This window comes from Shinella zoogloeoides (assembly GCF_033705735.1).
In the GTDB taxonomy this organism is placed as follows: Bacteria; Pseudomonadota; Alphaproteobacteria; order Rhizobiales; family Rhizobiaceae; genus Shinella; species Shinella zoogloeoides_A.
The window spans coordinates 2695378-2720236 of record NZ_CP131130.1; the positions used below are offsets into that span (position 1 = coordinate 2695378).

A 24859-nucleotide genomic window follows, 5' to 3' on the forward strand; every position below is an offset into this window, starting at 1 on the left:
TCCTATCCTCTCACGGCGCCGAAGGTGAGGCCGCGCACCATGTAGCGCTGCATGGCCAGAACGAAGATCAGCATGGGCAGGACGCTGATGGTGGCGGCGGCCGCGACCGGCCCCCAGAGAATGCCCTGCAGGGTGAAGAAGGACTCGACGCCCACCGTGACGGTGCTGGCCGCCTTGCGGGTCAGGATGTAGGCGAAGAGGAACTCGTTCCAGCTGAAGATCAGCGTAAAGACGCCGGTGACCGCGATGCCGGGCGCGGCCAGCGGGCAGACGACCTTGGCGAGCACCTTGAGGCGCGTGAGGCCGTCGAGGCGGGCGGAATGTTCCAGCTCGCGCGGGATGTCCTGGAAGAAGGAGACCAGCAGCCAGATGGCGAAGGGCAGGTTGAACACCGTATAGGAGATGATCAGCGCGCCCGGCTGGTCGAGGCCGATGCCGAGGAAGCTGCCGACGCCCGTCTTGCCAACCTCGCGAAAGATCAGGAAGTAGGGCAGGATCACCGCGATCGCCGGGAACATCTTGGTCGACAGGATGAAGAACAGCAGATGCCCGTCGCCGACATTGTAGCGGGCGAAGCTGTAGGCCGCGAGCGAACCGGTGATGACGACGATGATCGTCGAGGCGACGGAGATGAACAGCGTGTTCTTGATGTAGAACAGGAAGTTCTTGTCGTAGATCGCGTGGACGTAGTTATCCAGCGTCGGGGTGAACAGGAAGCGCGGCGGCGAGACCATGACGGCATCGGCCGGCTTGAACGACGTCAGGATCATCCAGGCGATGGGGAAGACGATGAAGCCGAGCACCAGCACGATCAGGCCGTAGCGCAGGACTTCCTTGGGGAAACTCGATTCACGTTGCAGCATGGTTGCCTCCTCAGCCTTCCGATGCGCGGGATGAGAATTGGGTGAGCAGCGGGCGCAGCGCAAAGAGGCTCGCGACCAGCATGGCGTAGAGGAAGAAGATCGCCATGGTGGAGGCGTAGTCCATCCGGAAGAGCTTCAGGCCCGTGCGGTAGAGGTAGAAGGTCATGGTCTCCGTCACCGTGCCCGGCCCGCCGCGCGTCAGCACCGCCACGGCGTCGTAGAGGCGCACGCTGTCGATGGTGCGCAGCACGAGGACGAGGAAGAGAACCGGCTTCAGCATGGGGAAGGTCAGGGTGCGCAGCACGCGGAAGGTGCTGGCGCCATCGAGTTCGGCCGCCTCGAAGGGCTCCTTCGGCAGGGCCTGCAGGCCGGCGAGCGCGATCAGCGCGACGAAGGGCGTCCATTGCCAGACGTCGAACAGGATGACCGACCACAGCGCGATGGTGTAGTCGCCGAGCCAGTTGGGCTCCGGCAGGCCGATGAGGCCGAGGAAATAGTTGATGAGGCCGAACTGGGGGTCGTAGAGATAGCGCCAGAACAGGCCCGTCACCGCCGCCGAGGTCGCGAGCGGCAGGATCATCAGGCTCCGGATGATGCCCTTGCCGACCGTCGCGCCGTGGATCAGGAAGGCGATGGCGATGCCGAGCACCATTTCGAGGGTGACGGCGGTCACCGTGAACTTGAGCGTGACCCAGACCGAGCTCCAGAACGCGCTGTCGTGCAGCACCGTGCGGTAGTTGTCGAGGCCGACGAAATCCCCGATCCGGCCGCGCGTCAGGTCGGCGAAGCGGAAGGACACGTCCAGCGCATAGGCGAGCGGCAGAAGCGCGAAGACAAGGATGACCAGCATCGCAGGCACGACGAGAAGGAGCGAGAACCAGCGGTCGGACATGGCCGCCGGACCGGCGGTTCCCCTTTCCTGCGGCGCCGGCACGGATAGCGACTGCGACATCAAATTCCTCCAGAAGATCGTTTCGCGCGGGGGTGCCGCGCCTTTCGGGTCAATCCGCATGGCGGGCGCGGGCCCGCCATGCGAAGGTCCAGGCGATGGGTCCGATCACTTGCCGATCGGGCAAGGACCGCCGCAAATCTTCTCGACTTCGGCGGCAAGCTGCTCGGCGGCCTGGCGCGCCGAGATCTGGCCGGCCGCGGCCGACTGCAGCGGGATCTGCATCGTGTTGTAGATCTTCGCGCCGAAGGGCGTGTCGAAGAGGTTCGAGCGGAAGCCCTTCATGGAATCGAAGATCTTCAGCAGCGTCGCGAAGTGGCCGGTCTTCGGCCGGCTTTCCGGCGCGGCGAAGGACGGGTCGGACAGGACGCTCATCAGCGTCGAGGTGCCGCCGGCCTTGGCGAATTCCATCTGCGCGTCATGGCCGCCGACATAGGCGACGAAGTCCATCGCCTCCTTCGGATGGGCGGAGGAAGCTGAGACCGCCAGCAGGAAGCCGCCGATATAGGCCTTCTTTTCCGGTGCCTCGGCAACGCCCATCTTCGCACCCGGCACGGAGGTCTCGGTCGTCACGGCATTCGGCCACTGGTCGAGGAAGAAGGAATAGGTCTGGGCGATCTGCCCGTCCTTCATCTGGTTCATCACGCCGTCATAGGTGACGGTGAGGGCGGCCGGCGGTGCATACTTCATGAGGGCGAGATAGTCGTTCATCGCCTTCTCGACGGCATCGACCGGCACCTTGCCCTCGTCCGTCAGCCAGTCGGCGCCCTGCGACCAGAGCACTCCGGACATCTCGTCCTGGATTTCCGGGAAGGGACCGGCCATCAGGCCGACGCCGTAGAAGTCCTTGGCGAGCTTCTCGCCCTTGAGGTTTTCACCGGCCTTGCGGGTGAAGAACTCGGCGATGTCGCGGTGCTGCGCCCAGGTCTCCGGCACGGCGAGGTCGTAGTTGAAGCGCTTCTTGAAGGCTTCCTTCTCCGTCGGGTCGTCGAAGAGGTCCTGGCGATAGATGTAGCCGGCCGTGTAGGTGTAGTAGGGCAGGCCCCAGACGTCGCCCTTGTACTGGGTGGTGAGGGCAGCGAGCGTCGGCGCCACGTCGTCGAGCTGCGCCTTCTTGTCGGCGAAATATTCGGTCATCGGCAGGATGAAGCCGTTTTCCGCGAACTCCGCCTTTTCCGAGGTTTCGAGCGTCACGACGTCATAGGCGCCGGTCTGGCCGACCATCTCGATGACCTGCTTGTTGTAGAGCTGCGAGTTGTCGATGTTGACGACATTGACCTTCACGCAGTGGCCCTTCTCGAAGCCGGCAACGAGGTCGGCCATCGCGTCGGTGTAGAAGCCGGCGATGGTCGACCAGGTGATCGGCACGCGGTCGGCATCGGCGCATTCCTGCGCCATGGCGGCGGGGGCTACCGAAGCCATCAGCGCTGCGGTCACAAGGCCCGTTTTCAGCATGGATTGCATGTCATTCCTCCCAGTTGACGGCCGGCGGCTCCCTGCCCCGGCACGTGTTGCGCTATGCGACTAAATTCCCCTCGGTGTTTCCGGCCGGTACGGCCGGGTCCCGCGGCAGACCAAGGAAGGCCGCGGTATCGGGATCGATCGGGATGCCCGTCCTTTCGCGCTCGGCCTCGACGCGCCATTCGCGGTCGCCCGGCGCCAGCACCTCGGCGCCCTCCTGCGCCGGTGCGGCCCTGAGGGCGGTGAGATAGGCGGCCATGCCGGCGGCGAAGACGTCGCGGCCGCCGAAGCGGTCCGGATCGATGGCAAGAAGGAAGTGGCCCATCCGGCGCGGCGTCGAATAATCGTCGCCGCCGACCATGGGGATGAAGGCGTGGTCGAGCGTCGTGCCCTGCAGGATCGCCGAAAACAGCGTCGCCACCCCGGCAAGCGCCGCGCCCTTGAAGGAGAAGTCGACCCCGCCGAGCGGCAGGAGCGTGCGCCCCTCCGACGGCTCCGTCGTCGGCCGGCCCGCCTCGTCCACCGCCACCCCTTGCGGCAGCGACACGCCGAGCGACTTGAAGAGCAGCAGGCGGTTCAGCGGAATGGAGGAGGTCGCCATGTCGAGCAGCCAAGGCCGGGCCTCGCCGCTCGGCGCGGCGAAGGCCAGCGGATTGGTGCCGTGAAAGGCCTCCCGCCCCTGGAACGGCGCGACGACCTTGTCGGAATTGGTGGTGGCGAAGCCGATCATGCCCGCCTCGGCGGCGACACGCGCATAGGCCCCGGCCGCGCCGAAATGCGAGGAGCGGACGACGCCGACGGCGCCGATGCCGCTTTCGCGGGCAAGCTCGATCGCCGTGTCCATCGCCACATAGGCCGCGTGGTGGCCGAGCGCATCGTCGCCATCCACCACCGCCGTCGCCGCCGCCGTGCGGCGCACCGCGATGTCCGGCGTGCCTTTGACCCGGCCGCCGCGCAGCACCTTGTCATAGTGAACCACCAGCCGCGCCCCGTGGCTGTCTACCCCGATGCGCGAGGCATGCATCATCGCCCGCACCGCCGCGCCGGCGGACGCCGCGCAGGCACCGGCAGCGCGCAACGCGTTTTCGAGTAGCGCTTCGAGCAAATCGGGGGCAACAAGAGTGGGAACAGACATACCGGGCCAACCTTAGGAGATTGCAGGCAACGAGAATTGGCGTATCATATCTAATATCTCAGTGTAAAGAACAGAAGGCTTCGGCTTGCCTGCGCCGAAACCGCATGGGAGAGAGATTTCATGAGCACACTCGACCGCGGCCCCTCGCTGACCGACCAGGCCGCGCAGGAAATCCGCAACCGCATCGTCCGTGGGCAGTTCCAGCTCGGCGAGCCGTTGTCCGAGATCGCGCTCGCCAATGAGCTCGGCGTCTCCAAGACGCCCGTGCGCGAAGCCCTCATGGTGCTCAAGCGCCAGGGGCTGATCGAGGTCCATCCGCAGCGCGGTTCCTTCGTCTTCGACATGGACGCGAGCCAGGTCCGCAAGCTTTCCGAGCTGCGCGAGGTGCTGGAGCTGGCCGCCATCCGCATGGCGCTCGCCGCCGGCCGCAAGGCCCTCGCCCGGCAATGGGCGGATATCATCAGGAAGATGCGCAAGGCCCTCGATGCCGACGATACGGAGCTTTACCGCACCCTCGACGGCGGCTTCCATCGGGCGCTCTTCGAGCTTGCCGACAATGCCTACCTGCTCGAGGCCTACGAGATGATCGCCTTCCGCGTCCAGGCACTGCGCAACCGGCTCTCCCTTGCCCCCTCGCTCAACGTCACCTCGTTCGAGGAGCATGTGCGCCTTGCCGAGCTGGTGGCCGGCGGTGAGGACGACGCCGCGATCGAGCTGATGGGCCGGCATATCGCCGCCACGCGGGAACATTACCTTGCGGCCATCAAGGCGCGGGGAGAGGAAGTGCCGGCCACGGCGCTCAAGGGACGGCGCCGCACGATCCGTCGCTGACCCTCCGTCCATCGCGCAGTCCGGCCGAAACCGGCAGTGACGCAAAGCGCCCATGCGGCATTCCTCCCGTAGTTAAACTACATTTTATCTGGCTATTTCGCATATATCAGCCTCAACTCCGCTGGATATGCGCCAAATTCCATCCCTGAGACGTAGATTTTCCGATTGACACTCGATTGTCAAGGTAACTAAACTACATTTTTAGAAGCGCTGGGGAAGGCGCTGCCGGGAGGAACCATGTACGCTGAGCTTTTCAGACTGGATGGCCGCGCCGCTCTTGTGACCGGCGGCAGCCGTGGCATCGGGCTTGCCTGTGCCGAGGCGCTTGGAGAAGCTGGCGCGCGCGTGGCGATCTCCGCACGCTCCCGCGAAGAGGGTGCGAAAGCCGTCGACTATCTTAAGCAAAAGGGCATTGAGGCGATCTACCTGCCCGCCGACGTTTCCAGCGAAAGCGCGGCACAGGAGGCCGTGCGGCAGGCGGCCGAGGCGCTCGGCGGGCTCGACATCCTCGTCAACAATGCCGGCATCGCGCGCCATTGCGACAGCCTGAAGCTGACGCCGGAAACCTGGAACGAGGTGATCGACACCAACCTGACCGGCCTCTTCTGGTGCTGCCGCGCGGCCATCGGGATGATGGTCGCCAAAGGAAGCGGCTCGATCGTCAATATCGGCTCGATCTCCGGCTTCATCAGCAACCTGCCGCAGAACCAGGTGGCCTACAATGCCAGCAAGGCGGGCGTGCACATGCTCACCAAGTCGCTCGCCGGCGAGTTCGCGGCGAGCAACATCCGCATCAATGCCGTCGCCCCCGGCTATATCGAGACAGCGATGACGCAGGGCGGGCTGGACGATCCCGAATGGTCGAAGATCTGGCTCGGCATGACGCCGATGGCCCGCGCCGGCAAGGCGAGCGAGGTCGCCGCCGCCGTGCTCTTCCTCGCCTCGGACGCCGCCAGCTACGTCACCGGCTCGGTGCTGACCATCGACGGCGGCTACACCATTCACTGACCTGACTATTCGACAGATACGGGAGCATCGCATGGCAAGGGCATTCGGCGGACCGAACAAATACATCCAGCGCGCGGGCGAGATCGACAGGCTGGCGGCTTACCTCGCGCCGCTCGGCAAGCGTGCCCTCGTGCTGATCGACCGCGCGCTGTTCGATGCGCTGAGCGAACGCATCGCAAAAAGCTGCGGTGAGACCCTCGACATCCGCTTCGAGCGGTTCGGCGGCGAGTGCTGCACGGCGGAGATCGAGCGCGTGCGCAAGATCGCCGTCGAGCACCGCGCCGACATCCTCGTCGGCGTCGGTGGCGGCAAGACGGCCGATACCGCCAAGATCGTCGCCATCGACACAGGTGCGCGCATCGTTATCGCCCCCACGATCGCCTCGACCGACGCGCCCTGCAGCGCCATCGCCGTGCGCTACACGGAGCACGGCGTCTATGAGGAATCGCTCCGTCTGCCGCGCAACCCCGACGCCGTGATCGTCGATTCCGCGCTGGTGGCGGCCGCCCCCGCGCGCTTCCTCGTCGCCGGCATCGGCGATGCGCTCTCGACCTGGTTCGAGGCGCGCTCCAACATCGAATCGCGCACCGACAACTATGTCGCCGGCGGCTTCCCCGCCACCGAGGCCGGCATGGCGATCGCCATGCACTGCCAGGACGTCCTGATGCGCGATGCCGTCAAGGCCAAGGTGGCCGTCGAGGCGGGCCTTCTCACCCAGGCGGTGGAGAACATCATCGAGGCGAACACGCTGCTGTCCGGCCTCGGCTTCGAGAACTGCGGCTGCTCGGCCGCCCACGGCATCCATGACGGCCTGACGGTGCTGGAGGAGGTGCATGGCCTCTTCCACGGCGAGAAGGTCGCCTTCGGCGTGCTCTGCCTCCTCATGCTGGAAAACCGCGAGAGCGAGGAGATCGAGGAGATGATCCGTTTCTGCCGCAGCGTCGGCCTGCCGACGACGCTTGCCGACCTCGGCATCGTCGAGGACGTGCCGGCCAGGATCGGCCGCGTAGCGGAAGCCGCCTGCCGGCCCGGCAACATCATCTATGCGACGCCGGTCCCGATCACCGTGACGGCCGTGCGCGACGCGATCCTGGCGCTCGACGCCTTCTCGCGCAGCATCGATTGAGCGGAGACGGACGATGACCGAGAAGAAGCCGCTCGTCATGATCACCGGCGCCAGCGCTGGCATCGGGCAGGAAACCGCCCGCGTCTTTTCCGCCGCGGGCTACCCGCTGCTGCTGATCGCCCGCCGCCCCGACCTCATCGAGGCGATGGACTTGCCGGACACGCTGGCCGTCGCCGCCGACGTGCGCGACTACAATGCGCTCGCCGACGCCATCCGGCAGGGCGAGGAGAGGTTCGGCCCCGTCGACTGCCTCATCAACAATGCCGGAATTTCGCGCCTCGCACGGCTCGACGAGCAGGACCCGGCGCAGTGGCGTGACCTCGTCGACATCAACTGCCTCGGCGTCCTCAACGGCATGCACGCCGTCGCGCCCGGCATGAAGGAGCGCCGGCACGGCACCATCATCAACGTCTCCTCCATCGCCGGCCGCAAGGTCTATCCGCACCATGACGTCTATGGCGGCACCAAGCATTTCGTGCATGCCGTCAGCGAGGGCATGCGGCAAACCATGTCGGCCTACCGGGTGCGCGTCATGGTCATCTCGCCGGGTGTCGCCAAGTCGGAGATCGACAAGACGATCACCCACCAGAACGCCTACGAATTCTGGGACGGCGGGCGCAAGGCGCTGGACGGCGGGCTCGACGCCAACGACATCGCGCGCACCATGCTCTTCGCCTACCAGCTGCCGCAGAACGTCAACCTCCAGGAAATGACGATCACCCATACAGGCCAGGAATTCTGACATGACGGATATCCCCTCCTTCGACGACCTGCTCGACTTTTCCGGCAAGACCGTGGTCGTCACGGGCGCGGCCACCGGCATCGGCCGCGCCGTCGCCGAAGCCTTCGTGGCGAAGAAGGCGCGCGTGGCGCTGCTCGACCGGGATCCGGCCGTCGCCGGCGTCGCCGCCGCGCTCGGCGCGGACCATATCGGCCATGTGGTCGATGTCACCGACGAGGCGGGCGTCGAGCGCGCCGTCGCCGCCGTGACCGAGGCCTTCGGGCGGATCGACATCCTCGTCAACAATGCCGGCATCGGGCCTCTCGCCCCGGCCGAGAGCTACCCGACGGCCGAATGGGACCGCACGCTCGCCATCAACCTCAAGGGCGCGTTCCTGATGGCGCGGGCCGTCGCGCCCGGCATGCTGGAGCGCAAGGCCGGCCGCATCGTCAACATGGCCTCGCAGGCCGCCATTATCGGCATCGAGGGCCATGTCGCCTATTGCGCCAGCAAGGCGGGCATCGTCGGCATGACCAATTGCATGGCGCTGGAATGGGGCCCGCGCGGCGTCACCGTCAACGCGCTTTCGCCGACCGTGGTGGAGACCGAGCTGGGCCTTACCGGCTGGGCCGGCGAGAAGGGCGAGCGCGCCCGCGCCGCCATCCCGACGCGCCGCTTCGCCAAGCCGTGGGAGATCGCCGCCTCGGTGCTCTACCTCGCCAGCGGCGCGGCCGCGATGGTCAACGGCGCCAACCTGATGATCGACGGCGGTTACACCATCGCCTGATGCCCGGGCAATTCCAGCAAAAGTGTGCAGCGGTTTTGCGTTCGGAAATTGCAATGAACGAAGAGAAAGACGAGGAATTTCCTTTGATACAGCTATTCGAGCCCGTCGGTTGCGCGGTCGACCTTGAAACGGGCGCCATCAGCAACGCAACGGGCGCCTACCAGAAACGCTTCCGCGATCTTGCCGGCCTCTATGCGGACGAGGCCGCCTTTGCCGCCATGCAGGGCGAATGGGACGACACGGTCGTCTACGAGGTCTCGGAATTCCGCCCCAACGAGCGGTCCGGCGACCTGATCTTCGGCGTCACGCGCATGCTGCCGGGTAAGGTAGGCACGGAATATTTCGTCACCCGCGGCCATATCCACAGGCAATCCGACCGGCCGGAAATCTACTACGGCCAGAAGGGCCGCGGCCTGATGCTGATGGAATCGCCCGACGGCGAGGTCCGCATCGTCGAGATCGACGCGCAGACGGTCTGCTACGTGCCACCCTACTGGATCCACCGCTCGGTCAATGTCGGCGACGACGAGCTGGTGATGCTCTTCTGCTACCCGGCCGATTCCGGCCAGGACTACGACTGCATCGCAAAGGCCGGCGGCATGCGCGCGCGCATCGTCGACGACGGCAAGGGCGGCTGGAAACAGATCGACAATCCGAACTGGCGGATGCGCGACCCAGCGACCATCGCCGCCCTCTACGGAGAAAAGAAGGAAGAAACCGCATGACCGCCCCGTTCGAACAGGCAGCAACCCTCGGCGTCGTTCCCGTCATCGCCATCGAGCGCGCCTCCGATGCCGTGGCGCTGGCCGATGCGCTTCTCGAAGGCGGCCTGCCGCTTGCCGAGATCACCTTCCGCACCGAGGCCGCCGCCGAGGTCATCGCCATCATGGCCGACAAGCGGCCGGAACTGCTGGTCGGCGCCGGCACGATCCTGACGCCGCAAGCGCTGGACGCGGCGATCGCCGCCGGCGCGCGCTTCGGCCTCGCCCCCGGCTTCGACGGCGAGATCGTCGCCGCCGCCAAGGCAAAGGGCTTCCCCTTCGCGCCCGGCATCATGACCCCCTCCGACCTGACGGCCGTCGCCCGCAACGGGCTGACGCTCGCAAAATTCTTCCCCGCCAAGGCGGCGGGCGGCCCGGCCATGCTGGAGGCGATCAGCGCGCCCTTCGCCCATCTCGGCACCCGCTTCGTGCCGACCGGCGGCGTCAGCCTCGACAACATGCACGAATGGCTGAAGCTCGGCGTGGTCGCCGCCGTCGGCGGCACCTGGATCGCCACCAAGGCCGACATCAGCGAAGGCCGCTGGTCCGACATCGCGGCGAAGGCCCGCGCGGCGGTCGCCAAGGCAAGGGAAATCCGCGAGGCGGGCAAATGAGCCGCTACCAGCCCGCCACCCAGCCGACCTTCTACTTCATCGGCGTCACCACGGCGAAGAGCTCGATCATGCGGGTCTTCCCCGCCTGGGCGCGCCATCTCGGCCTGAAGGACGCGGTACTGAAGGGCATCGATTTTCCGCTGCATGCCGAGCCTGGCGCCTACCGCGAGGCCGTCGCCTTCATCAAGAACGACCCGCTCTCGCTCGGCGCGCTGGTGACGACCCACAAGATCGACCTCTTCAACGCCGCGCGCGACATGTTCGACGTGATCGACCCGCACGCGCTGCTGATGCACGAGACGAGCTGCCTTTCCAAGCGCGACGGCAAGCTGATCTGCCATGCCAAGGACCCGATCTCCTCGGGCCTCGCCATCGACGGCTTCGTGCCGGAAGGGCATTTCGCCAGGACCGGCGCGGAGGTCCTCTCCATGGGCGCGGGCGGCTCGACCATCGCCATCACCTGGCACCTCATGCAGGAAAAGCGCGGGGCCGACGTACCCTCGCGCATCGTCGTCACCAACCGCTCGCAGCCGCGCCTCGACGAGTTGAAACATATCCACGCGGCCATGGCCCCGCGCGTAAAAATCGACTACGTCCTCGCCGATCGGCCGGAACTGAACGACGCGGCCATGGCCGCGCTGAAGCCCGGCTCGCTGGTGATCAACGCGACCGGCCTCGGCAAGGACGCGCCCGGCTCGCCGATCACCGATGCCGGCATTTTCCCCGAACAAGCCATCGCCTGGGACCTCAATTATCGCGGCGACCTCGTCTTCCTCGACCAGGCGCGGCGGCAGGAAGCGGCACGCGGGCTGCAGGTGGAAGACGGCTGGACCTACTTCCTGCACGGCTGGACGCAGGTGATCGCCGAAGTGTTCGATATCGACATCCCGACCTCGGGACCGTCCTTCGACGAGATCTCGCGCATCGCCATCGAAGCGGCGAAGGGGTGATGCCGTGAGCCGTATCCTCGTCACACCCCGTTCGCTCTCACTCGATCCGCCGCCGGAACTCGAACCGCTGCGGCAGGCCGGCTTCGACCTCGTCTTCCCGACGCCCGGCCGCATGCCGGACGAGGCCGAACTGCTCGACCTCGTGCCGGGCTGCGTCGGCTGGCTGGCCGGCGTCGAGCCCGTCTCCGACAAGGTGATCGACGCCGCCGAAAGCCTGCGCGCCATCAGCCGCAACGGCACCGGCATCGACAACCTGCCGCTGCCGCTGCTCAGGGGCAAGGGCATTCGCGTGCTCAAGGCCGAGGGCGCCAATGCCGTCGGCGTCGCGGAACTGGCGATGGGCCTGATCCTCGCCTCGCTACGCCATATCCCGACCGAAACGGCCGGCATCCGCGCCGGCGGCTGGCCGCGCTCGCGCGGCAAGGAGATCGCCGAGCGCACCGTCGGCGTCGTCGGCTGCGGGGCGATCGGCAAGCGGGTCGCCCGCGCCGTCTCCGCCATGCGGGCGAATGTCGTGGCGCACGATCCCTTCCGCCCGAATGTCGAGGTCTATGGCCCGTTCAAATGGGCGAGCCTCGACGAACTTTTCGCGGAAGCGGATATCGTGACGCTCCACTGCCCGGCCCCCGCCGACGGCAAGCCCATCGTCGATGCGGCCCGGCTCGCGAAGATGGCGCCGCACGCCATCCTCATCAACACCGCCCGCGCCACGCTGGTGGACGAGGATGCCGTGCGCGCCGCGCTCGATGAGGGTCGCCTTCAGACCTACGCCACCGACGTCTTCGTCGACGAGCCGCCGGCACCGGGCTCGCTGGCCAGCCACCCGCGCGTCATCGCCACCAGCCATATCGGCGGCCTGACCGACGAGAGCGTCAGCAAGGCGACGTCCATCGCGGTGGAAAACCTGCTCTCTGCCCTGACGGAGGAGATGCGCCCATGACGTTCTTCTCGCCCGTGCCGTTTTCGGGATCGCTCGCCGTAAGGCTCGCCGCACCGGCGGGCGACGGCGTGCGGCTCTACTGGCTCGGGCAGGCCGGCTTCGTCATCGAGGCCGGCGGGCGGCGTCTCGTCATCGACCCCTATCTCTCCGACAGCCTGGCGGAAAAGTACCGCGGCAAGCGCTACGAGCACGAACGCATGATGCCCGCCCCGGCGACGCCCGCCGAACTCGGCCCCGTCGATCTCGTTCTGGTGACGCACCAGCACACGGACCACATGGACCCGCAGACGCTGATGCCGCTCGCCGCCGCCAACCCGGACTGCCGCTTCGTCGTGCCCCGCGCGGCGCTGGCGGCGGCAGAGGAGCGTATCGGCGTTACGCCGGACCGGCTGGTCGCGGTCAATGCGGGCGAGACGGTGACGCCCCTTCCCGGCATTTCGATCACCGCCATCCGCGCCGCCCACGAGGCACTGGAGCGCTCGCCGGAAGGCTGGCACCGCTTCCTCGGCTATGTGGTGGCGGTGGACGGCGTGTCATTCTACCATTCCGGCGACACGATCCCCTTCGAGGGACTGGCGGAAGAGGTCGCGCCCCATGGGGTGGACCTCGCGCTCCTGCCCGTCAACGGCCGCCGCGCCGAACTGACGGAGGCCGGCATCGCCGGCAACCTGACACTGGACGAAGCGTGCCTTCTGGCCGAACGGATCGGCGCGGCCGACCTGATCGCGCACCATTACGGCCTCTTCGCCTTCAACACGGAAGACCCCGACGTCATCGACGCCAAATCGGCGGCCGCTGATTGCAGGGCAAGGCTCCATCGGGCAAAGCTGTCGGTCGAATACCGACTGTCCAAGTAACCCGGGGGGTTTCCATGTCGACCAGCGCAGCCCAGTCCAAACCGATCGGCGGCAACAACAACATCCTTGAAGTCATCCGCCTGAAGCGCGGGGACCTGCGCAAATCGGACCGCAAGGTGGCCGAACTCGTGCTCGCCGATCCCAAGCGTGTGGTCAACGCGACCATCGCCGAGGCGGCGGAATGGGCCGAGGTGAGCCAGCCGACGGTGATCCGCTTCTGCGCCTCCATCGGCTGCCAAGGCTACCAGGATTTCAAGCTGCGCCTCGCCCAAAGCCTCGCGCTCGGCATGTCGGCCACCCACTCGGTCATCGACGGAAACGACAGCCCGGCCGGGGTCTCGGAAAAGATCTTCGACTACACGATCACCAGCCTCGACTGGGTGCGCAACCATCTCGATCCGGTGGCGGTCGGCCGGGCGGTGGATGCGCTGGCCAAGGCGAACCGCATCGAATTCTTCGGCTTCGGCGCATCGGGCATCGTGGCGCGCGACGCGCAGCAGAAGTTCCCGCTCTTCGGCGTGCCCTGCGGGGCCGAGACCGACGCCCACCAGCAGATCATGGTCGTCTCCAGCCTGAAGCCCGGCGACGTCGTCGTCGTCATCTCCAACACGGGTGCGACGCTGGCGATCATCGAGACCGCGCGGCGGGCCCGCGAGAGCGGCTGTCAGGTCATCGGCATCGTCGGCTCGGACGGGCCGCTCGTCGAGTTCTGCGACATCGTGCTGATGGTCGAGACGCTGGAGAACACCAATATCTACACGCCCACCATCTCCCGCATCGCCGCGCTCACCGTCGTCGACATCCTGTCGACCAGCGTGGCGCTGCGCCGGGGTGACGAGCATGTGGAAATCTTCACGCGCATGAAGCGCAACCTCCGCTACCTACGAATGAGCAACGAGACCTAGAGATGAACGACACCCGCCACCGCTCCCCGCCGGCCTTTCTCGCCCCCCGCGATCTCGCCGCCCTGATCGACATCAGCGCCGTCCAGACCTTCCATACGGAAGCGGACGTGCGGGAGCTGGCGGAAATTGCGGTCGCGGAAGGCTTCATCGCCGCCCATGCCCTGCCGAACTTCGTGCCGCTGCTGCGCAGCCTCGTGCCGATGGGCGGCGTGACGCTGGTGGGCGGCCCGGTCGGCTTTCCCTCCGGCGGGCACACGACGCGCACCAAGGTGGCGGAAGCCGCGGAGCTTGCGGAGAACGGCGCGCAGGAGCTCGACATGATGATGAATGTCGGCCGCCTGAAATCCGGCGACCTCGATTATGTGCGCCGGGAGATCCGCGCCGTCGTAGAGGCCATCGCCCCCGTCCCCCTCAAGGTCATCCTCGAATTGGCCCATCTGACGGACGCGGAAATCCGCACCGCCTCCGCCCTCGTCGCCGAAAGCGGCGCGGCGTTCGTGAAGACCGGCACCGGCTGGACGCCGAGCGCCACCACGCTCGAGAAGCTGCAGATCATCGTCGAGACGGTGGAGGGTGCGGTGGAGGTGAAGGCGTCGGGCGGCATCCGCTCTCTGGACGCCATCGCCGACATGGTGCGGCTCGGCGTCACCCGCTTCGGCATCAACACGAAGGTCGCCGTCGACCTCGTGCGCCAGTGCGCCGCCCTGCCCGGCGGCCGTCTCGAAATCACCGGCAAGGCGGACTGACATCATGACCGATACCGTTGCGGCTTTCGACCTCGGCACCGGGGGCGTCAAGGCGGCGATCTTCCGCCCGGACGGCGTCTGCCTTGCGGAGGAAGTTGTCTCCTACAAGACCTTCTACCCGTCCTCCTCCTTCCACGAGCAGCGCCCCGCGGACTGGTGGGACGCGGTCTGCGCCAGCCTGAAGACGCTGACGGCGCATCCGGCCGTCGATGCCGGCGCGATCCGTGCCATTGCCATTTCCGGCCACAGCCTCGGGTGCCTGCCGCTCGATACGGACGGCAACCTCTTGCAGGAATTCGTGCCGATCTGGTCCGACGGGCGCGCCGTCGCGGAGGCGGAGGACTTCTTCACCCGCGTCGATCCGGCCCTCTGGTACAGGACGACCGGCAACGGTTTCCCCGCCCCGCTCTACACCGTCTTCAAGGCGATGTGGCTGCGCCGCAACGTGCCCGACGTCTTCGCGCGCACGAAGACCATCATCGGCACGAAGGACTATATCAACCTCAGGCTCACCGGCCGCATCGCCACCGACCCGTCCTACGCCTCCGGCACCGGCATCTACGATCTCAAGGCCGGCCGCTATACGCCCGACCTCATCGCGGCGGCGGGCCTCGACCCAAGCCTCTTCGCCCCCATCGTCGCCTCGACGGATATCATCGGCGAGGTGCTGCCGGAGATCGCCGAGGCGCTCGGGTTGTCGCAGGGCGTGAAGGTCGTCGCCGGCGGCGTCGACAACAGTTGCATGGCGCTCGGCGGGCGCACCTTCCTCGACGGCGACGCCTATGCCTCCATGGGTTCGTCGAGCTGGATCACCGTCTCCTCCGCCGAGCCCCTGCTCGACGACCGGGTGCGCCCCTTCGTCTTCGCCCATGTCGCGCCCGGCATGTTCATCTCCGCGACCTCGATCTTCTCCTCCGGCACCAGCGTCAACTGGGTCGCCGATACGCTTCTGCCGGACGTGAGACGCGAGGCGGAAGCCGCCGGCCGCAACGTGCATGACGACCTCTTCCACCTCGCCGGGCAATCGCCCGCCGGCGCGCGCGGCCTCCTCTTCGTGCCGACCCTCGGCGGCGGCACCAGCTTCGAGGGCGGGCCGGCGGTGCGCGGCGGCTTCCTTGGCCTCGACCTCCAGCACGGCCGCGCCGACATTTTTCGCGCGGCGCTGGAGGGGGTGGCGCTGGGCCTGCGGGTCGCGCTCGACGAATTGCGCCGCATGACGACGCTCGGCCCGGAAATGATCATCGTCGGCGGCGGGGCGCGCAACGCGCTGTGGCGGCAGATCTTCGCCGACGTCTTCGACTGCGCCGTCGTCAAGACGCGGATCGACCAGCAGGCCGCCGCGCTCGGCGCGGCCGCGCTCGCCTTCGTCGGCATGGGCCTGTGGCGGGATTTCGCCCCCATCCGCGACCTCCACGCCACCGAGAGCCGCAGCGAGCCGTCGCCGGAGACCCGCAAGGTCTATGGCGCGGCGCTCGCCGCCTATCGCCAGGCGGCCGTGCAGCAGCAGGAATTGTCGGGCGCGCTCGCCGCCCTGCGGGAGGCCGCGCCATGACCGAACTCTTCCTCGCCATCGATGTCGGCACCGGCAGCGTCCGCGCCGCGCTGATCGACACCAGGGGCCGGATCGTCGAGATCGCCGCCCGCGAGCACGACCAGATCGTGCCGCAGTTCGGCTGGGCGGAACAGCGCCCGCTCGACTGGTGGGACGGCGCCTGCGCCGCCGTGCGCACCGTGCTCGACAAGGCGGAAGGCGCGCGCGAGCGCATCTCCATGATTGCCATCTGCGGCCAGATGCACGGCCTCGTGCTGCTGGACGATGCCGGGAACCTCACCCGCGATACCGCCCCCCTCTGGAACGACAAGCGCACGCTGAACCTCGTGCGCAGGTTCGAGGCGGACAACGTGCCGGAAAGCTACCTCGCCGAGAGCGGCAACACGCCGACGCCCGCCTGGCCGGGCTTCAAGCTGCAATGGGTGCGCGACGCGGATCCGGAGGCCTACCGCCGCAGCGCCGTCGCCATCATGCCGAAGGACTACATCAACTTCCGGCTGACCGGCGAGATCGCCATGGACACCGGCGACGCCTCCTGCAGCTTCCTGATGAACCCGGCGACGCTTGCCTGGTCGCCCGCCATGATCGAGCGCATGGGCCTCGACGCGCGCCTGCTGCCGCCGATCCGCAATCCGCTCGACATCATCGGCCATGTCACGGAGGATGCGGCCCGCGCCACCGGGCTTCGCGCCGGCACGCCCGTCATGGTCGGCGGGGCGGATTATCCGATGGCGCTGCTCGGCTCCGGCGCCTGCCGGCCGGGCCTTGGCTCGGACAGCACCGGCACCGGCGCGATCGTCACCATGATCGCTGAAAAACCGCTGCTCGACCCGGAAATCTCCAATGTCGCGACGATCGAGGGCAACTGGGCGCCCTTCGTGCTGCTGGAAACGGGCGGCGACGGCATGCGCTGGGCGCGCCGCGCCTTCCACGAGGGCAAGCTGAGCTACGGCGATATCGTCGAGCGCGCGGAAAAGGCCCCGCCCGGCTCCGATGCCCTCCTCTTCCTGCCGTTCCTCACCGGCGAGCGCCTCGGCCAGCACCGCAATTCGCGGGCGCAGTTCTTCGGCCTCGGCGCCGGCCATGGCGTGGAGCACCTGCACCGCGCCATCCTCGAAGGCATCGCCTTCGCCATGGCCCGGCATATCCGCATCATGGAGGCGAGCTCCGGCAAGCGCCTGGAACGGATGATCGCCGCCGGCGGCGGGGCGCGGACCAAACTGTGGCTGAAGATCAAGGCGAGCGTCTTCGACACGCCCGTCCTCGTGCCGCAGGAGCCGGAATGCGGCCTCGTCGGCTGCGCCGCCATGGCCGCGACCGCCACCGGCCGCTTCTCGCGCACCGAGGACGCGGCGGAAGCCTATGTCCGCTACGACGAGGAGATCGCGCCCGACCCGGCATGGGCCGAGATCTACAGCCATGTCCAGCCGGTCTTCGACCGGCTCTACCATCACAGCAAGGCGCTCTACGACGACATGGACGCGCTTGCCAGCCTGATCCGCGACCGGCAATCGGCCGCGCGCTAACCGTCAAAAACGAGGAGGATTTCATGAAAGAGATTATCGACACGTTCCGGTCCGACCTGTTCGCCGGCAAGGACATCCTTGTCACCGGCGGCTCGTCCGGCATCGGCCTTGCCATCGCGCAGGGCTTCGCCCGGCTCGGCGGCTCCGTCGTCGCGCTCGGCAGCTCTGAGGCCAAGCTGAAGGCCGCCGCCGCGGACCCGGAGAACAAGGGCATCCGCTTCGAGCGCGTCGACGTGCGCGACCCCGAGGCCATCAAGGCCTTCGCCGGGACGCTGAAGAAGCTCGACGTGCTCATCAACGGCGCGGGCATCGCCCGGCCGGAGGCCGAGTTCGAGGATGCCACCTACATGGAGGTGATGGACGTAAACCTGAACAGCCAGATGCGCTTTTCCATGGCTGTCCTGCCGCTGCTGAAGGCATCGCGCGGCGTCATCATCAACACGGCCTCGATGCTGAGCTATGTCACCGACCCGGTCGTGCCGGCCTATGGCGCCAGCAAGACGGGCGTGCTCGGCCTCACCCGCCACCTCGCCCATGCCTTCGGCCCGGACGGCATCCGCGTCAACGCCATCTCCCCCGGCTACCACAAGACGGACATGACCAAGGGCCTGTGGACCGATCCGGTCCCGGCGGAAAAGATCGCCCAGCGCTCGGCGCTGAAGCGCTGGGGCACGGTGGACGACCTCGTCGGCACCGCCCTCTTCCTCGCTTCCCCCGCCGCCGTCTTCATCACCGGCGCGGACCTGCCGGTCGACGGCGGCTTCGTGAACGGCAGCTTCTGAGTCCTCCAGCCTGCCCAAAAAGAAACCCCCGGTCTTTCGGCCGGGGGTTTTGTCTTGCAGGGACGGAAAGGATCAGGCCCCGCGCCCGAGGGCATCGGCGGCGAGGATCGCGGCCTCGATGTCCTCCACGGTCACCGGGGCGCGGGTGGCGTGGGTGATGTTGCCCCTGACGGCGGCTTCCGCGACCTTGCGCACCTTGGCGGCGACATCGTCCTTGATGTTGAGGTCCGCCAGCGTCGTCGGCAGGCCGAGGACGCGGCAGAAGCGCAGCGTCTCGTCGATCTCGGCCTGCGGGCGGTTTTCCAGCACGAGCAGGCAGAGCACGCCGAAGGCGACCTTCTCGCCATGCAGCAGGCCGTGGATTTCCGGCAGCACGGTCAGCGCGTCATGGATGCCGTGGGCGGCGGAGACGCCGCAATTCTCGAAGCCGAGGCCGGAGAGCAGCGTGTTGGCCTCGATGATATCCTCGAGCGCCTGCGTGACGACGCCAGCCTCGGCCGCAAGCTTGGCCTTCAGCGCCTGCTCCATGATGACCGCATGGCATTCGCGGGCGATGGCGACGGCGGCGCGGGTCGCGGGGAAGCCGCCGGAAATGTAGTTCATCGTGCCCGCCTCGATATTGGCGCGCGCCTCGTACCAGGTGGAGAGCGCATCGCCCATGCCGGCAACGAGGAAGCGCACCGGCGCGGCGACGATGACCTCGGGATCGACGAGGACGAGATCGGGATTGCGCGGCAGGTTGTGCGCCTCCTGCAACACGCCGGCATCGCTGTAGACGACCACGACGGCGCTGGTCGGCGCATCGGTGGAGGCGATGGTGGGCACGGCCAGCATGCGCGCATTGGTGCGGTGCGCCGCCATCTTGGCGGTGTCCAGCGTCTTGCCGCCGCCGATACCGACGACGACATCCGCGCCGAATTCCGCTGCCGCAGCCGTCACCCGGTCGATCTCGCGGTCGGAGCATTCGCCGCCGAATTTCTCGAAGCGGCTTTCGGCCTTCACGCTCTCGCCGAGGCTGGCCGCATAGCGGTCATGCAGGAAGGCGTCGATGAGGAAGAGCGGCTTTTTGCCGAGTGAGGCCAGATGCTCGCCGAGGCGGGCGATCTCGCCGCGCTGCTGGATATAGCGGCCGGGGCTGCCGAAGGAACGGGACATGGTTTTCTTCTCCAGTATCAGCGAATGGTGTTGCCGCAGACATAACCGCCGTCGACCGGCAGGTCGGCGCCGGTGACGAAGGAGGCGGCGGGGCTTGCGAGGAAGACGGCGGTGCCGACGAGGTCATCGACCGAGCCCCAGCGCTTCAGCGCCGAATGGTCGGCGATGAGGTCGTGGCTCTTCGGCTGGGTCCACAGGCCCTTCGTCATGTCGGTCTTGTGGTAGCCGGGCGAGATGGCGTTGACGCGCACGCCGTCCGGCCCGTAGGCATGGGCGAGCGCGCGGGTGAGGCCGAGGATGCCGGTCTTGCTGGCGGTGTAGGCGGGCACTTCCGGCTCCACCAGATAGCTCAGCATCGAGGCGATATTGACGATGGCGCCGCGCGTTTTCGCCAGCAACGGGCGGAAGGCCGTGCTGAGGCGCATCACGCTGTTGAGGTTCACCTCGATGACGTCGAGGAACACCGCCTCCTGATGCTCCGCCTCGCCCCGGCCGATGCCCTGCGCGTTGACGAGCACGTCGAGCCGGTCGAAGCCCTTGGCGAAGGCGCTGACGGCGGCGGTGTCGCGCACATCGAGCACGGCGAAGCGAAGCCGTTCCCCAGCTTCGGCCTGCCCCGCCTCGACCTTTGCCGCATTGCTGCCCGTCGCCACCACATCCGCGCCGAGCGCGGCGAAGCCCCGGGCGATGGCAAGGCCGATGCCGCTGGTGCCACCCGAGACCAGCACGCGCTTGCCGGCAAAGAGGTCCGGCAGGTAGGTCGCTGCGATCCCGGACTTTTCCGTCTTGTCGTTCATGTCGGTTTCCTTGAGGTTCAGCGGCGCGAGCGGGCGGTGACGAACTGGATGAGCATCGCCAGGATGATGATCAGCCCGAGATAGACGTTCTGGTGGTAGCCCGGCACGCCGGCAAGGTTCATGATATTAGTGATGATGCCGAGGATCAGCGCGCCGAGCAGCGTGTTGAACATGCCGCCGCGCCCGCCCATCAGGCTTGCCCCGCCGATGACCACGGCCGCGATGACGTCGAGCTCCGCGCCCACGCCGACCTGCGGCGTGCCGATGCCGGTGCGCCCGGCCGCGACGATACCCGCGACGGCGGCGAGCGCCCCGCTGATGACATAGACCGACAGCACGTAGCGCTCGACAGGAACGCCCGAGAGCCGCACGGCCTCCTCGTTGGAGCCGATGGCGGTGACGAGACGGCCGAAGCTCGTATAGGTCAGCACCACGCCGCCGATGGCGTAGATGATCAGCATGAGGATGGCGGGCTGTGGAATGCCGAAGAGGAAGCCGCTGCCGAAATCGACCAGCGAGGCGCCGGGCGGACCCATGGTGATCGGCCGGCCGGCGCTGATGATCAGCGAGAGGCCGCGGGCGATCGCCATCATGGCGAGCGAGATGACGAAGGACGGCAGGCGCATATAGGCGACGAAGAAGCCGGTGACGACGCCGCAGGCCGCCCCCGTGAGAATGACGAGCAGGATCGCCATCGGCACGCCGTAGCCCTGCGCCGCGATGAGATGGGCGCAGAGCACGGAGCCGACGGCCGCGATGGAGCCGACCGACAGGTCGATGCCGCGCGTCAGCACGACGAAGAGCATGCCGACGGCCATGATGCCCGCGCCGGAAGCGACCTGGCGCACCACGTTCATCAGGTTGCGCTCCGTCAGGAACGCATCGGACCAGAGCGAGGCGACGACGACCAGGACGATGAAAATACCGAGGGTGCCGTATTGGCGCACGGCCTCCAGCAGACGCGGGGTGAACGACGACGGCGCGGCGGCGCTTGCGGATTGCGTATTCATTGGCTTGCCTCATCCCTTGTCTCTGATCTGGCTCTGGCCGTCTGGGTCATCGCCAGCGTCAGCAATTGCTGCTCGGTGAACGCCGCCTCGGTAAGTTCCCCGACGATGGCGCCTTCCGCCATGACGAGAATGCGGTCGCAGATGCCGAACAGCTCCTGATGCTCGGACGAAATGACGAGAACCGCCTTCCCGGCCTTGGCCAGATCGTTGATCAAATTGTAGATTTCACTCTTGGCCCCGACATCGACGCCGCGCGTCGGCTCATCAAGGATGAGAAGGTCGCAATCCGCGTGAAACCACTTGGCGAGCGCCACCTTCTGCTGGTTGCCGCCCGAAAGGCTGGAGACCGGCGCATCGACGCTGGAAGCCTTGAGGCGCATGTCCTTGCCGAGGGCTGTCGCGACCTTGCGCTCCTTGCTGACATCGAGGAAGCCGAAGCGGGTGACGCTGCGGATCTTGGCGAGCGTGGTGTTGATGCGGATCGGCGCGTCGAGGATGACGCCCTGCTCCTTGCGGTCCTCGGGAACGAGGCCGATATGGGCATGCACCGCCTGGCGCGGCGAGGAAAGATGCAGCGGCTTGCCCTTCAGTTCCACGGTGCCGGAATCCATGCGGTCCGCGCCGAAGACGAGGCGCGCGACCTCCGTGCGGCCCGAGCCGACCAGGCCGCCGAGGCCGACGACCTCGCCGGCGCGCACGGTGAAGCTGACATCGCGCACCTTGCGGCCGCGGGTGAGGTTGCGCGCGTCGACCACCACCTCGCCCGGCGCGCGGCCGTCCTTCGGCGGGAAGAGCGCGGCCATCTGCCGGCCGACCATGCGGGCGATCACGGCGTCCACGTCGGTCGCGGACGTCGCCAGAGTCTCGACGTGAGAACCGTCCTTCATGACGGTGATGCGGTCGGAAAGGTCGAAGACCTCGTTCAGGCGATGCGAAATATAGACGACGCCCGTGCCGTTGGCGCGCAATTCGCGGATGATGGCGAGCAGCCGTTCGGCGTCGCTGTTGGCGAGAACGGCGGTCGGCTCGTCGAAGACGATGATGCGCGCCTTGTTGGAAAGCGCCTTGGCGATCTCGACGACCTGCTGGTGGGCGACCGTCAGCCGCCCGGCCTGCACGGCGGGATCGATGGAAAAGCCGAGCCGGTCGAGAATCTCGCGCGCGGCCTTGCGCAGCGCGGCATGATTCACGAAGCCCGGCAGGCGGCCGAGGAAGATGTTCTCGGCGACCGTCAGGTCCGGCGCGAGCGCCAGTTCCTGGTGGATCACCGAGATGCCGCGGCCGGTCGCATCGCGCGGGCCGGAAAGCTGCACGGCCTCGCCATTGAGGCTGACGGTGCCCGATGTCGGTGCGATCTCGCCGGCGAGCACCCGCATCAGCGTGGATTTGCCGGCGCCGTTCTCGCCGACCAGCGCATGTACCTCGCCGGCCTTGAGGTCGAAGTCGACGCCCTTGAGGGCCTGCACCCCCGCGAAATTCTTCCGGATGCCGGATAGGCGAACAAGTTCGGTCATGGGATCCTCAAAGGATGCACCGGAGGCCCGGTGCATCCCGCTCTTCTGTCGCTCAGAAAACGGACTCGGGATTGTAGTACTTGTCCACGTTGTCCTTGGAGATTACGTCGGCGGGCGTGAAATATTCCTTCGGGAAGTCCGCCGGCAGCTCGCCCTTGAACGCCTTGTAGGCGACGTCGAAGGCGGTGCGGCCGACGAGGTCCGGGTCGTTGAGGCCCGTCGCGCCGTAGCTGCCGTCCTTGATCATCGCCAGCGCCTCGCGCTGCCCGTCGGCGGCGGCGGCGAAGAGGATGTTGTCGAGGCCCGCGGCCTTGGCCGCCTGCACCGCGCCGAGCACCATGGAATCGTTCTCGCCGACGACGAGGTTGGCGTCCGGATGGGCCTGCAACAGGTCTTCCGCCGCCTTCAGGCCGCCGTCCGTCGCCCAGTCGCCCCAGCCCTGGCCGAGGATCTGGAGATTGACCGCGCCCTCGTTGACCAGCTGCGCCTCGACGATGCCCTTGACGACGCCCATGCGGCGCTCGAGCCCGCCCGGATTGCCCTGGTTGCCGGAGATGAGGAGCATCTTGATCGGCGTGCCCTTCATCTTCTTGGCGATCCAGTCGCCGACGAGGCGGCCGTTCTCATCGCTGGAAGAGCGGACCAGCGAGATGAAATTGGCCTTTGCGTTGAGCGTCGAGTCCATCGCCACGACCTTGACGCCGGCAGCGGTCGCCGCGTTGACGGCCGGCACCAGTGCCTCCTGGTCGCGCGGGTTGATGATGAGGATGTTGATGCCCTTGGCCACCATATCCTCGACGTCGTTGATCTGCTTGGAGAAATCGCTCTGGCTGTCCGCTGTCGTGATTTCGCAGCCCGCATCCTTCGCGGCCTTCTCGACGGCAGCGACCTGCGCGGCGAAATAGGGCGCATTGAGCGAGGGCATGGTGAGGCCCACCTTGCAATCCTCGGCCATGGCGGCAGAGGTCAGGCAGAACAGGGCCACCGACCCTGCCAGAAGCGTCTTGATGCTGGTCATGTTAACTCCTCCTAGTGATTGTTGCATGCTGACACGGGCGGCGTGGCATCCGGCACGGATGGCCTCACCAGAGCGTGTATCCTCCATCCACAAGCACGATCGATCCGGTCATCAGGCTCGCAGCCTGAGAGGACAGGAAGAGGATCACGCTTGCGACCTCGTGGTCCTTGCCCATGCGCGCCATCGGCGTGGAATCGATCCAGCGGTCGAGCATGGGCCGGTTGTTCTCGACGAGCGCGTTGAGCGGCGTTTCGATATAGGTGGGAGCCACCGCATTGACCCTGACGCCGCGCGTCGCCCATTCGGCGGCGAGCGACTTGGTCAGGTGGTGCACGGCGGCCTTCGAGGCGTTGTAATGCGCCTGCGGCTGCGGCCGGTTGACGATGAAGCCGGACATGGAGCCGACATTGACGATGGAGCCCCGGCCGGCCTTCAGCATGTGGCGGCCGAAGGCGCGGGCGCACCAGTAGGTGCCGTTGAGATTGACGTCGATGACCTTCAGCCAGCGCTCGTCCTCCATGTCCTCGGCGGGGATGTCGCTGAGCGCGATGCCGGCATTGTTGACGAGGATGGACGCACCGCCCGTCGCCGCCAACTCGTCGGCGATGGCCTGCATGCGCGCGGCATCGGTGACGTCGCCCTCATGCACCGAGACGTCGTAGCCCTTGGCCTGCAATGCCGCGCGGGCCTCTTCCAGCAGCGCCGGATCGCGCTCGATGAGGGCAAGCCGGGCGCCGGCCTCGCCAAGCGCATCGGCGGTCGCAAGCCCAATGCCGCGCCCTCCGCCGGTAATGACCGCACGTTCCCCGTCGAGCCTGAAGCGTTCGAGATACACCTGTTTCCTCCGTCCC

General features: G+C 67.2%; 25 protein-coding genes. 15 read left to right on the forward strand and 10 right to left on the reverse strand.

Annotated features, from left to right (window positions below; translation table 11 throughout):
- Positions 1-2: 2 nt before the first annotated feature.
- The 4 genes from ShzoTeo12_RS13375 to ShzoTeo12_RS13390 form a co-directional block, all read right to left on the reverse strand.
- Positions 3-863: a carbohydrate ABC transporter permease gene (locus ShzoTeo12_RS13375; RefSeq protein WP_119256444.1), complete on the reverse strand. Its 861-nt coding sequence runs from the start codon at positions 861-863 to the stop codon at positions 3-5.
- Between the two features lie 10 nt (positions 864-873).
- Positions 874-1815, reverse strand: a complete 942-nt coding sequence (locus ShzoTeo12_RS13380; protein WP_318910045.1) for a sugar ABC transporter permease — start codon at positions 1813-1815, stop codon at positions 874-876.
- A 105-nt stretch (positions 1816-1920) separates the two neighbouring features.
- Positions 1921-3276 (reverse strand): ABC transporter substrate-binding protein, encoded by a 1356-nt coding sequence (locus ShzoTeo12_RS13385; RefSeq protein WP_318910046.1) that lies wholly within the window; start codon positions 3274-3276, stop codon positions 1921-1923.
- Between the two features lie 52 nt (positions 3277-3328).
- On the reverse strand, positions 3329-4408 hold the full coding sequence (locus ShzoTeo12_RS13390) for an Ldh family oxidoreductase (protein WP_318910047.1): 1080 nt from the start codon (positions 4406-4408) through the stop codon (positions 3329-3331).
- Between the two features lie 120 nt (positions 4409-4528).
- On the opposite strand from ShzoTeo12_RS13390, the gene ShzoTeo12_RS13395 reads away from it, so the two are divergent.
- From ShzoTeo12_RS13395 to ShzoTeo12_RS13465, 15 genes are all read left to right on the forward strand, one after another.
- On the forward strand, positions 4529-5239 hold the full coding sequence (locus tag ShzoTeo12_RS13395) for a GntR family transcriptional regulator (RefSeq protein WP_318910048.1): 711 nt from the start codon (positions 4529-4531) through the stop codon (positions 5237-5239).
- Between the two features lie 237 nt (positions 5240-5476).
- Entirely contained in the window at positions 5477-6247 is a 771-nt protein-coding gene (locus ShzoTeo12_RS13400; protein ID WP_318910049.1) for an SDR family NAD(P)-dependent oxidoreductase, read from the forward strand.
- Positions 6248-6278: 31 nt separating this feature from the next.
- The gene (locus tag ShzoTeo12_RS13405) at positions 6279-7373 is read left to right on the forward strand and encodes a glycerol dehydrogenase (RefSeq protein WP_318910050.1); all 1095 of its coding nucleotides are present in this window, start codon (positions 6279-6281) and stop codon (positions 7371-7373) included.
- Positions 7374-7386: 13 nt separating this feature from the next.
- The gene (locus ShzoTeo12_RS13410; protein ID WP_318910051.1) at positions 7387-8115 is read left to right on the forward strand and encodes an SDR family oxidoreductase; all 729 of its coding nucleotides are present in this window, start codon (positions 7387-7389) and stop codon (positions 8113-8115) included.
- A 1-nt stretch (position 8116) separates the two neighbouring features.
- Positions 8117-8881: a GolD/DthD family dehydrogenase gene (locus ShzoTeo12_RS13415; protein WP_318910052.1), complete on the forward strand. Its 765-nt coding sequence runs from the start codon at positions 8117-8119 to the stop codon at positions 8879-8881.
- An 83-nt stretch (positions 8882-8964) separates the two neighbouring features.
- Entirely contained in the window at positions 8965-9606 is a 642-nt protein-coding gene (locus tag ShzoTeo12_RS13420; protein ID WP_318912455.1) for a glucose-6-phosphate isomerase, read from the forward strand.
- Entirely contained in the window at positions 9603-10256 is a 654-nt protein-coding gene (gene eda / locus ShzoTeo12_RS13425; RefSeq protein ID WP_318910053.1) for a bifunctional 4-hydroxy-2-oxoglutarate aldolase/2-dehydro-3-deoxy-phosphogluconate aldolase, read from the forward strand. Before ShzoTeo12_RS13420 ends, eda begins: the two co-directional genes overlap by 4 nt.
- Positions 10253-11206, forward strand: a complete 954-nt coding sequence (locus tag ShzoTeo12_RS13430) for a shikimate dehydrogenase (RefSeq protein WP_318910054.1) — start codon at positions 10253-10255, stop codon at positions 11204-11206. The genes eda and ShzoTeo12_RS13430 overlap by 4 nt, the downstream gene beginning before the upstream one ends.
- Positions 11207-11210: 4 nt before the next feature.
- Positions 11211-12146, forward strand: a complete 936-nt coding sequence (locus ShzoTeo12_RS13435; protein ID WP_318910055.1) for a phosphoglycerate dehydrogenase — start codon at positions 11211-11213, stop codon at positions 12144-12146.
- Positions 12143-13003, forward strand: coding sequence for an MBL fold metallo-hydrolase (locus tag ShzoTeo12_RS13440; RefSeq protein ID WP_318910056.1), 861 nt, complete (start codon positions 12143-12145; stop codon positions 13001-13003). The genes ShzoTeo12_RS13435 and ShzoTeo12_RS13440 overlap by 4 nt, the downstream gene beginning before the upstream one ends.
- A 14-nt stretch (positions 13004-13017) precedes the next feature.
- Positions 13018-13908 carry an SIS domain-containing protein gene (locus ShzoTeo12_RS13445; RefSeq protein ID WP_119256431.1) on the forward strand — a complete coding sequence of 297 codons (891 nt, stop codon included), beginning with the start codon at positions 13018-13020 and terminating at the stop codon, positions 13906-13908.
- Positions 13909-13910: 2 nt separating this feature from the next.
- Positions 13911-14654: a deoxyribose-phosphate aldolase gene (gene deoC / locus ShzoTeo12_RS13450; RefSeq protein WP_318910057.1), complete on the forward strand. Its 744-nt coding sequence runs from the start codon at positions 13911-13913 to the stop codon at positions 14652-14654.
- A 4-nt stretch (positions 14655-14658) separates the two neighbouring features.
- Complete coding sequence (locus ShzoTeo12_RS13455) at positions 14659-16206, forward strand: FGGY-family carbohydrate kinase (protein ID WP_318910058.1); 1548 nt, start codon at positions 14659-14661, stop codon at positions 16204-16206.
- Positions 16203-17732 (forward strand): FGGY-family carbohydrate kinase, encoded by a 1530-nt coding sequence (locus ShzoTeo12_RS13460; RefSeq protein ID WP_318910059.1) that lies wholly within the window; start codon positions 16203-16205, stop codon positions 17730-17732. Before ShzoTeo12_RS13455 ends, ShzoTeo12_RS13460 begins: the two co-directional genes overlap by 4 nt.
- 23 nt (positions 17733-17755) lie before the next feature.
- Positions 17756-18514 carry an SDR family NAD(P)-dependent oxidoreductase gene (locus ShzoTeo12_RS13465; RefSeq protein ID WP_318910060.1) on the forward strand — a complete coding sequence of 253 codons (759 nt, stop codon included), beginning with the start codon at positions 17756-17758 and terminating at the stop codon, positions 18512-18514.
- Between the two features lie 72 nt (positions 18515-18586).
- Here ShzoTeo12_RS13465 and ShzoTeo12_RS13470 read toward each other — a convergent pair whose 3' ends face one another.
- From ShzoTeo12_RS13470 to ShzoTeo12_RS13495, 6 genes are all read right to left on the reverse strand, one after another.
- Complete coding sequence (locus tag ShzoTeo12_RS13470; RefSeq protein ID WP_318910061.1) at positions 18587-19669, reverse strand: glycerol dehydrogenase; 1083 nt, start codon at positions 19667-19669, stop codon at positions 18587-18589.
- 17 nt (positions 19670-19686) lie between these two features.
- Positions 19687-20466 (reverse strand): SDR family NAD(P)-dependent oxidoreductase, encoded by a 780-nt coding sequence (locus ShzoTeo12_RS13475; RefSeq protein ID WP_318910062.1) that lies wholly within the window; start codon positions 20464-20466, stop codon positions 19687-19689.
- Between the two features lie 17 nt (positions 20467-20483).
- Positions 20484-21476 carry an ABC transporter permease gene (locus tag ShzoTeo12_RS13480; protein ID WP_318910063.1) on the reverse strand — a complete coding sequence of 331 codons (993 nt, stop codon included), beginning with the start codon at positions 21474-21476 and terminating at the stop codon, positions 20484-20486.
- Positions 21473-22990, reverse strand: coding sequence for a sugar ABC transporter ATP-binding protein (locus tag ShzoTeo12_RS13485; RefSeq protein ID WP_318910064.1), 1518 nt, complete (start codon positions 22988-22990; stop codon positions 21473-21475). Before ShzoTeo12_RS13485 ends, ShzoTeo12_RS13480 begins: the two co-directional genes overlap by 4 nt.
- Before the next feature lie 52 nt (positions 22991-23042).
- Positions 23043-24008: a substrate-binding domain-containing protein gene (locus ShzoTeo12_RS13490; protein ID WP_318910065.1), complete on the reverse strand. Its 966-nt coding sequence runs from the start codon at positions 24006-24008 to the stop codon at positions 23043-23045.
- 64 nt (positions 24009-24072) lie between these two features.
- Positions 24073-24843, reverse strand: coding sequence for an SDR family NAD(P)-dependent oxidoreductase (locus ShzoTeo12_RS13495; RefSeq protein WP_318910066.1), 771 nt, complete (start codon positions 24841-24843; stop codon positions 24073-24075).
- Positions 24844-24859: the final 16 nt, after the last annotated feature.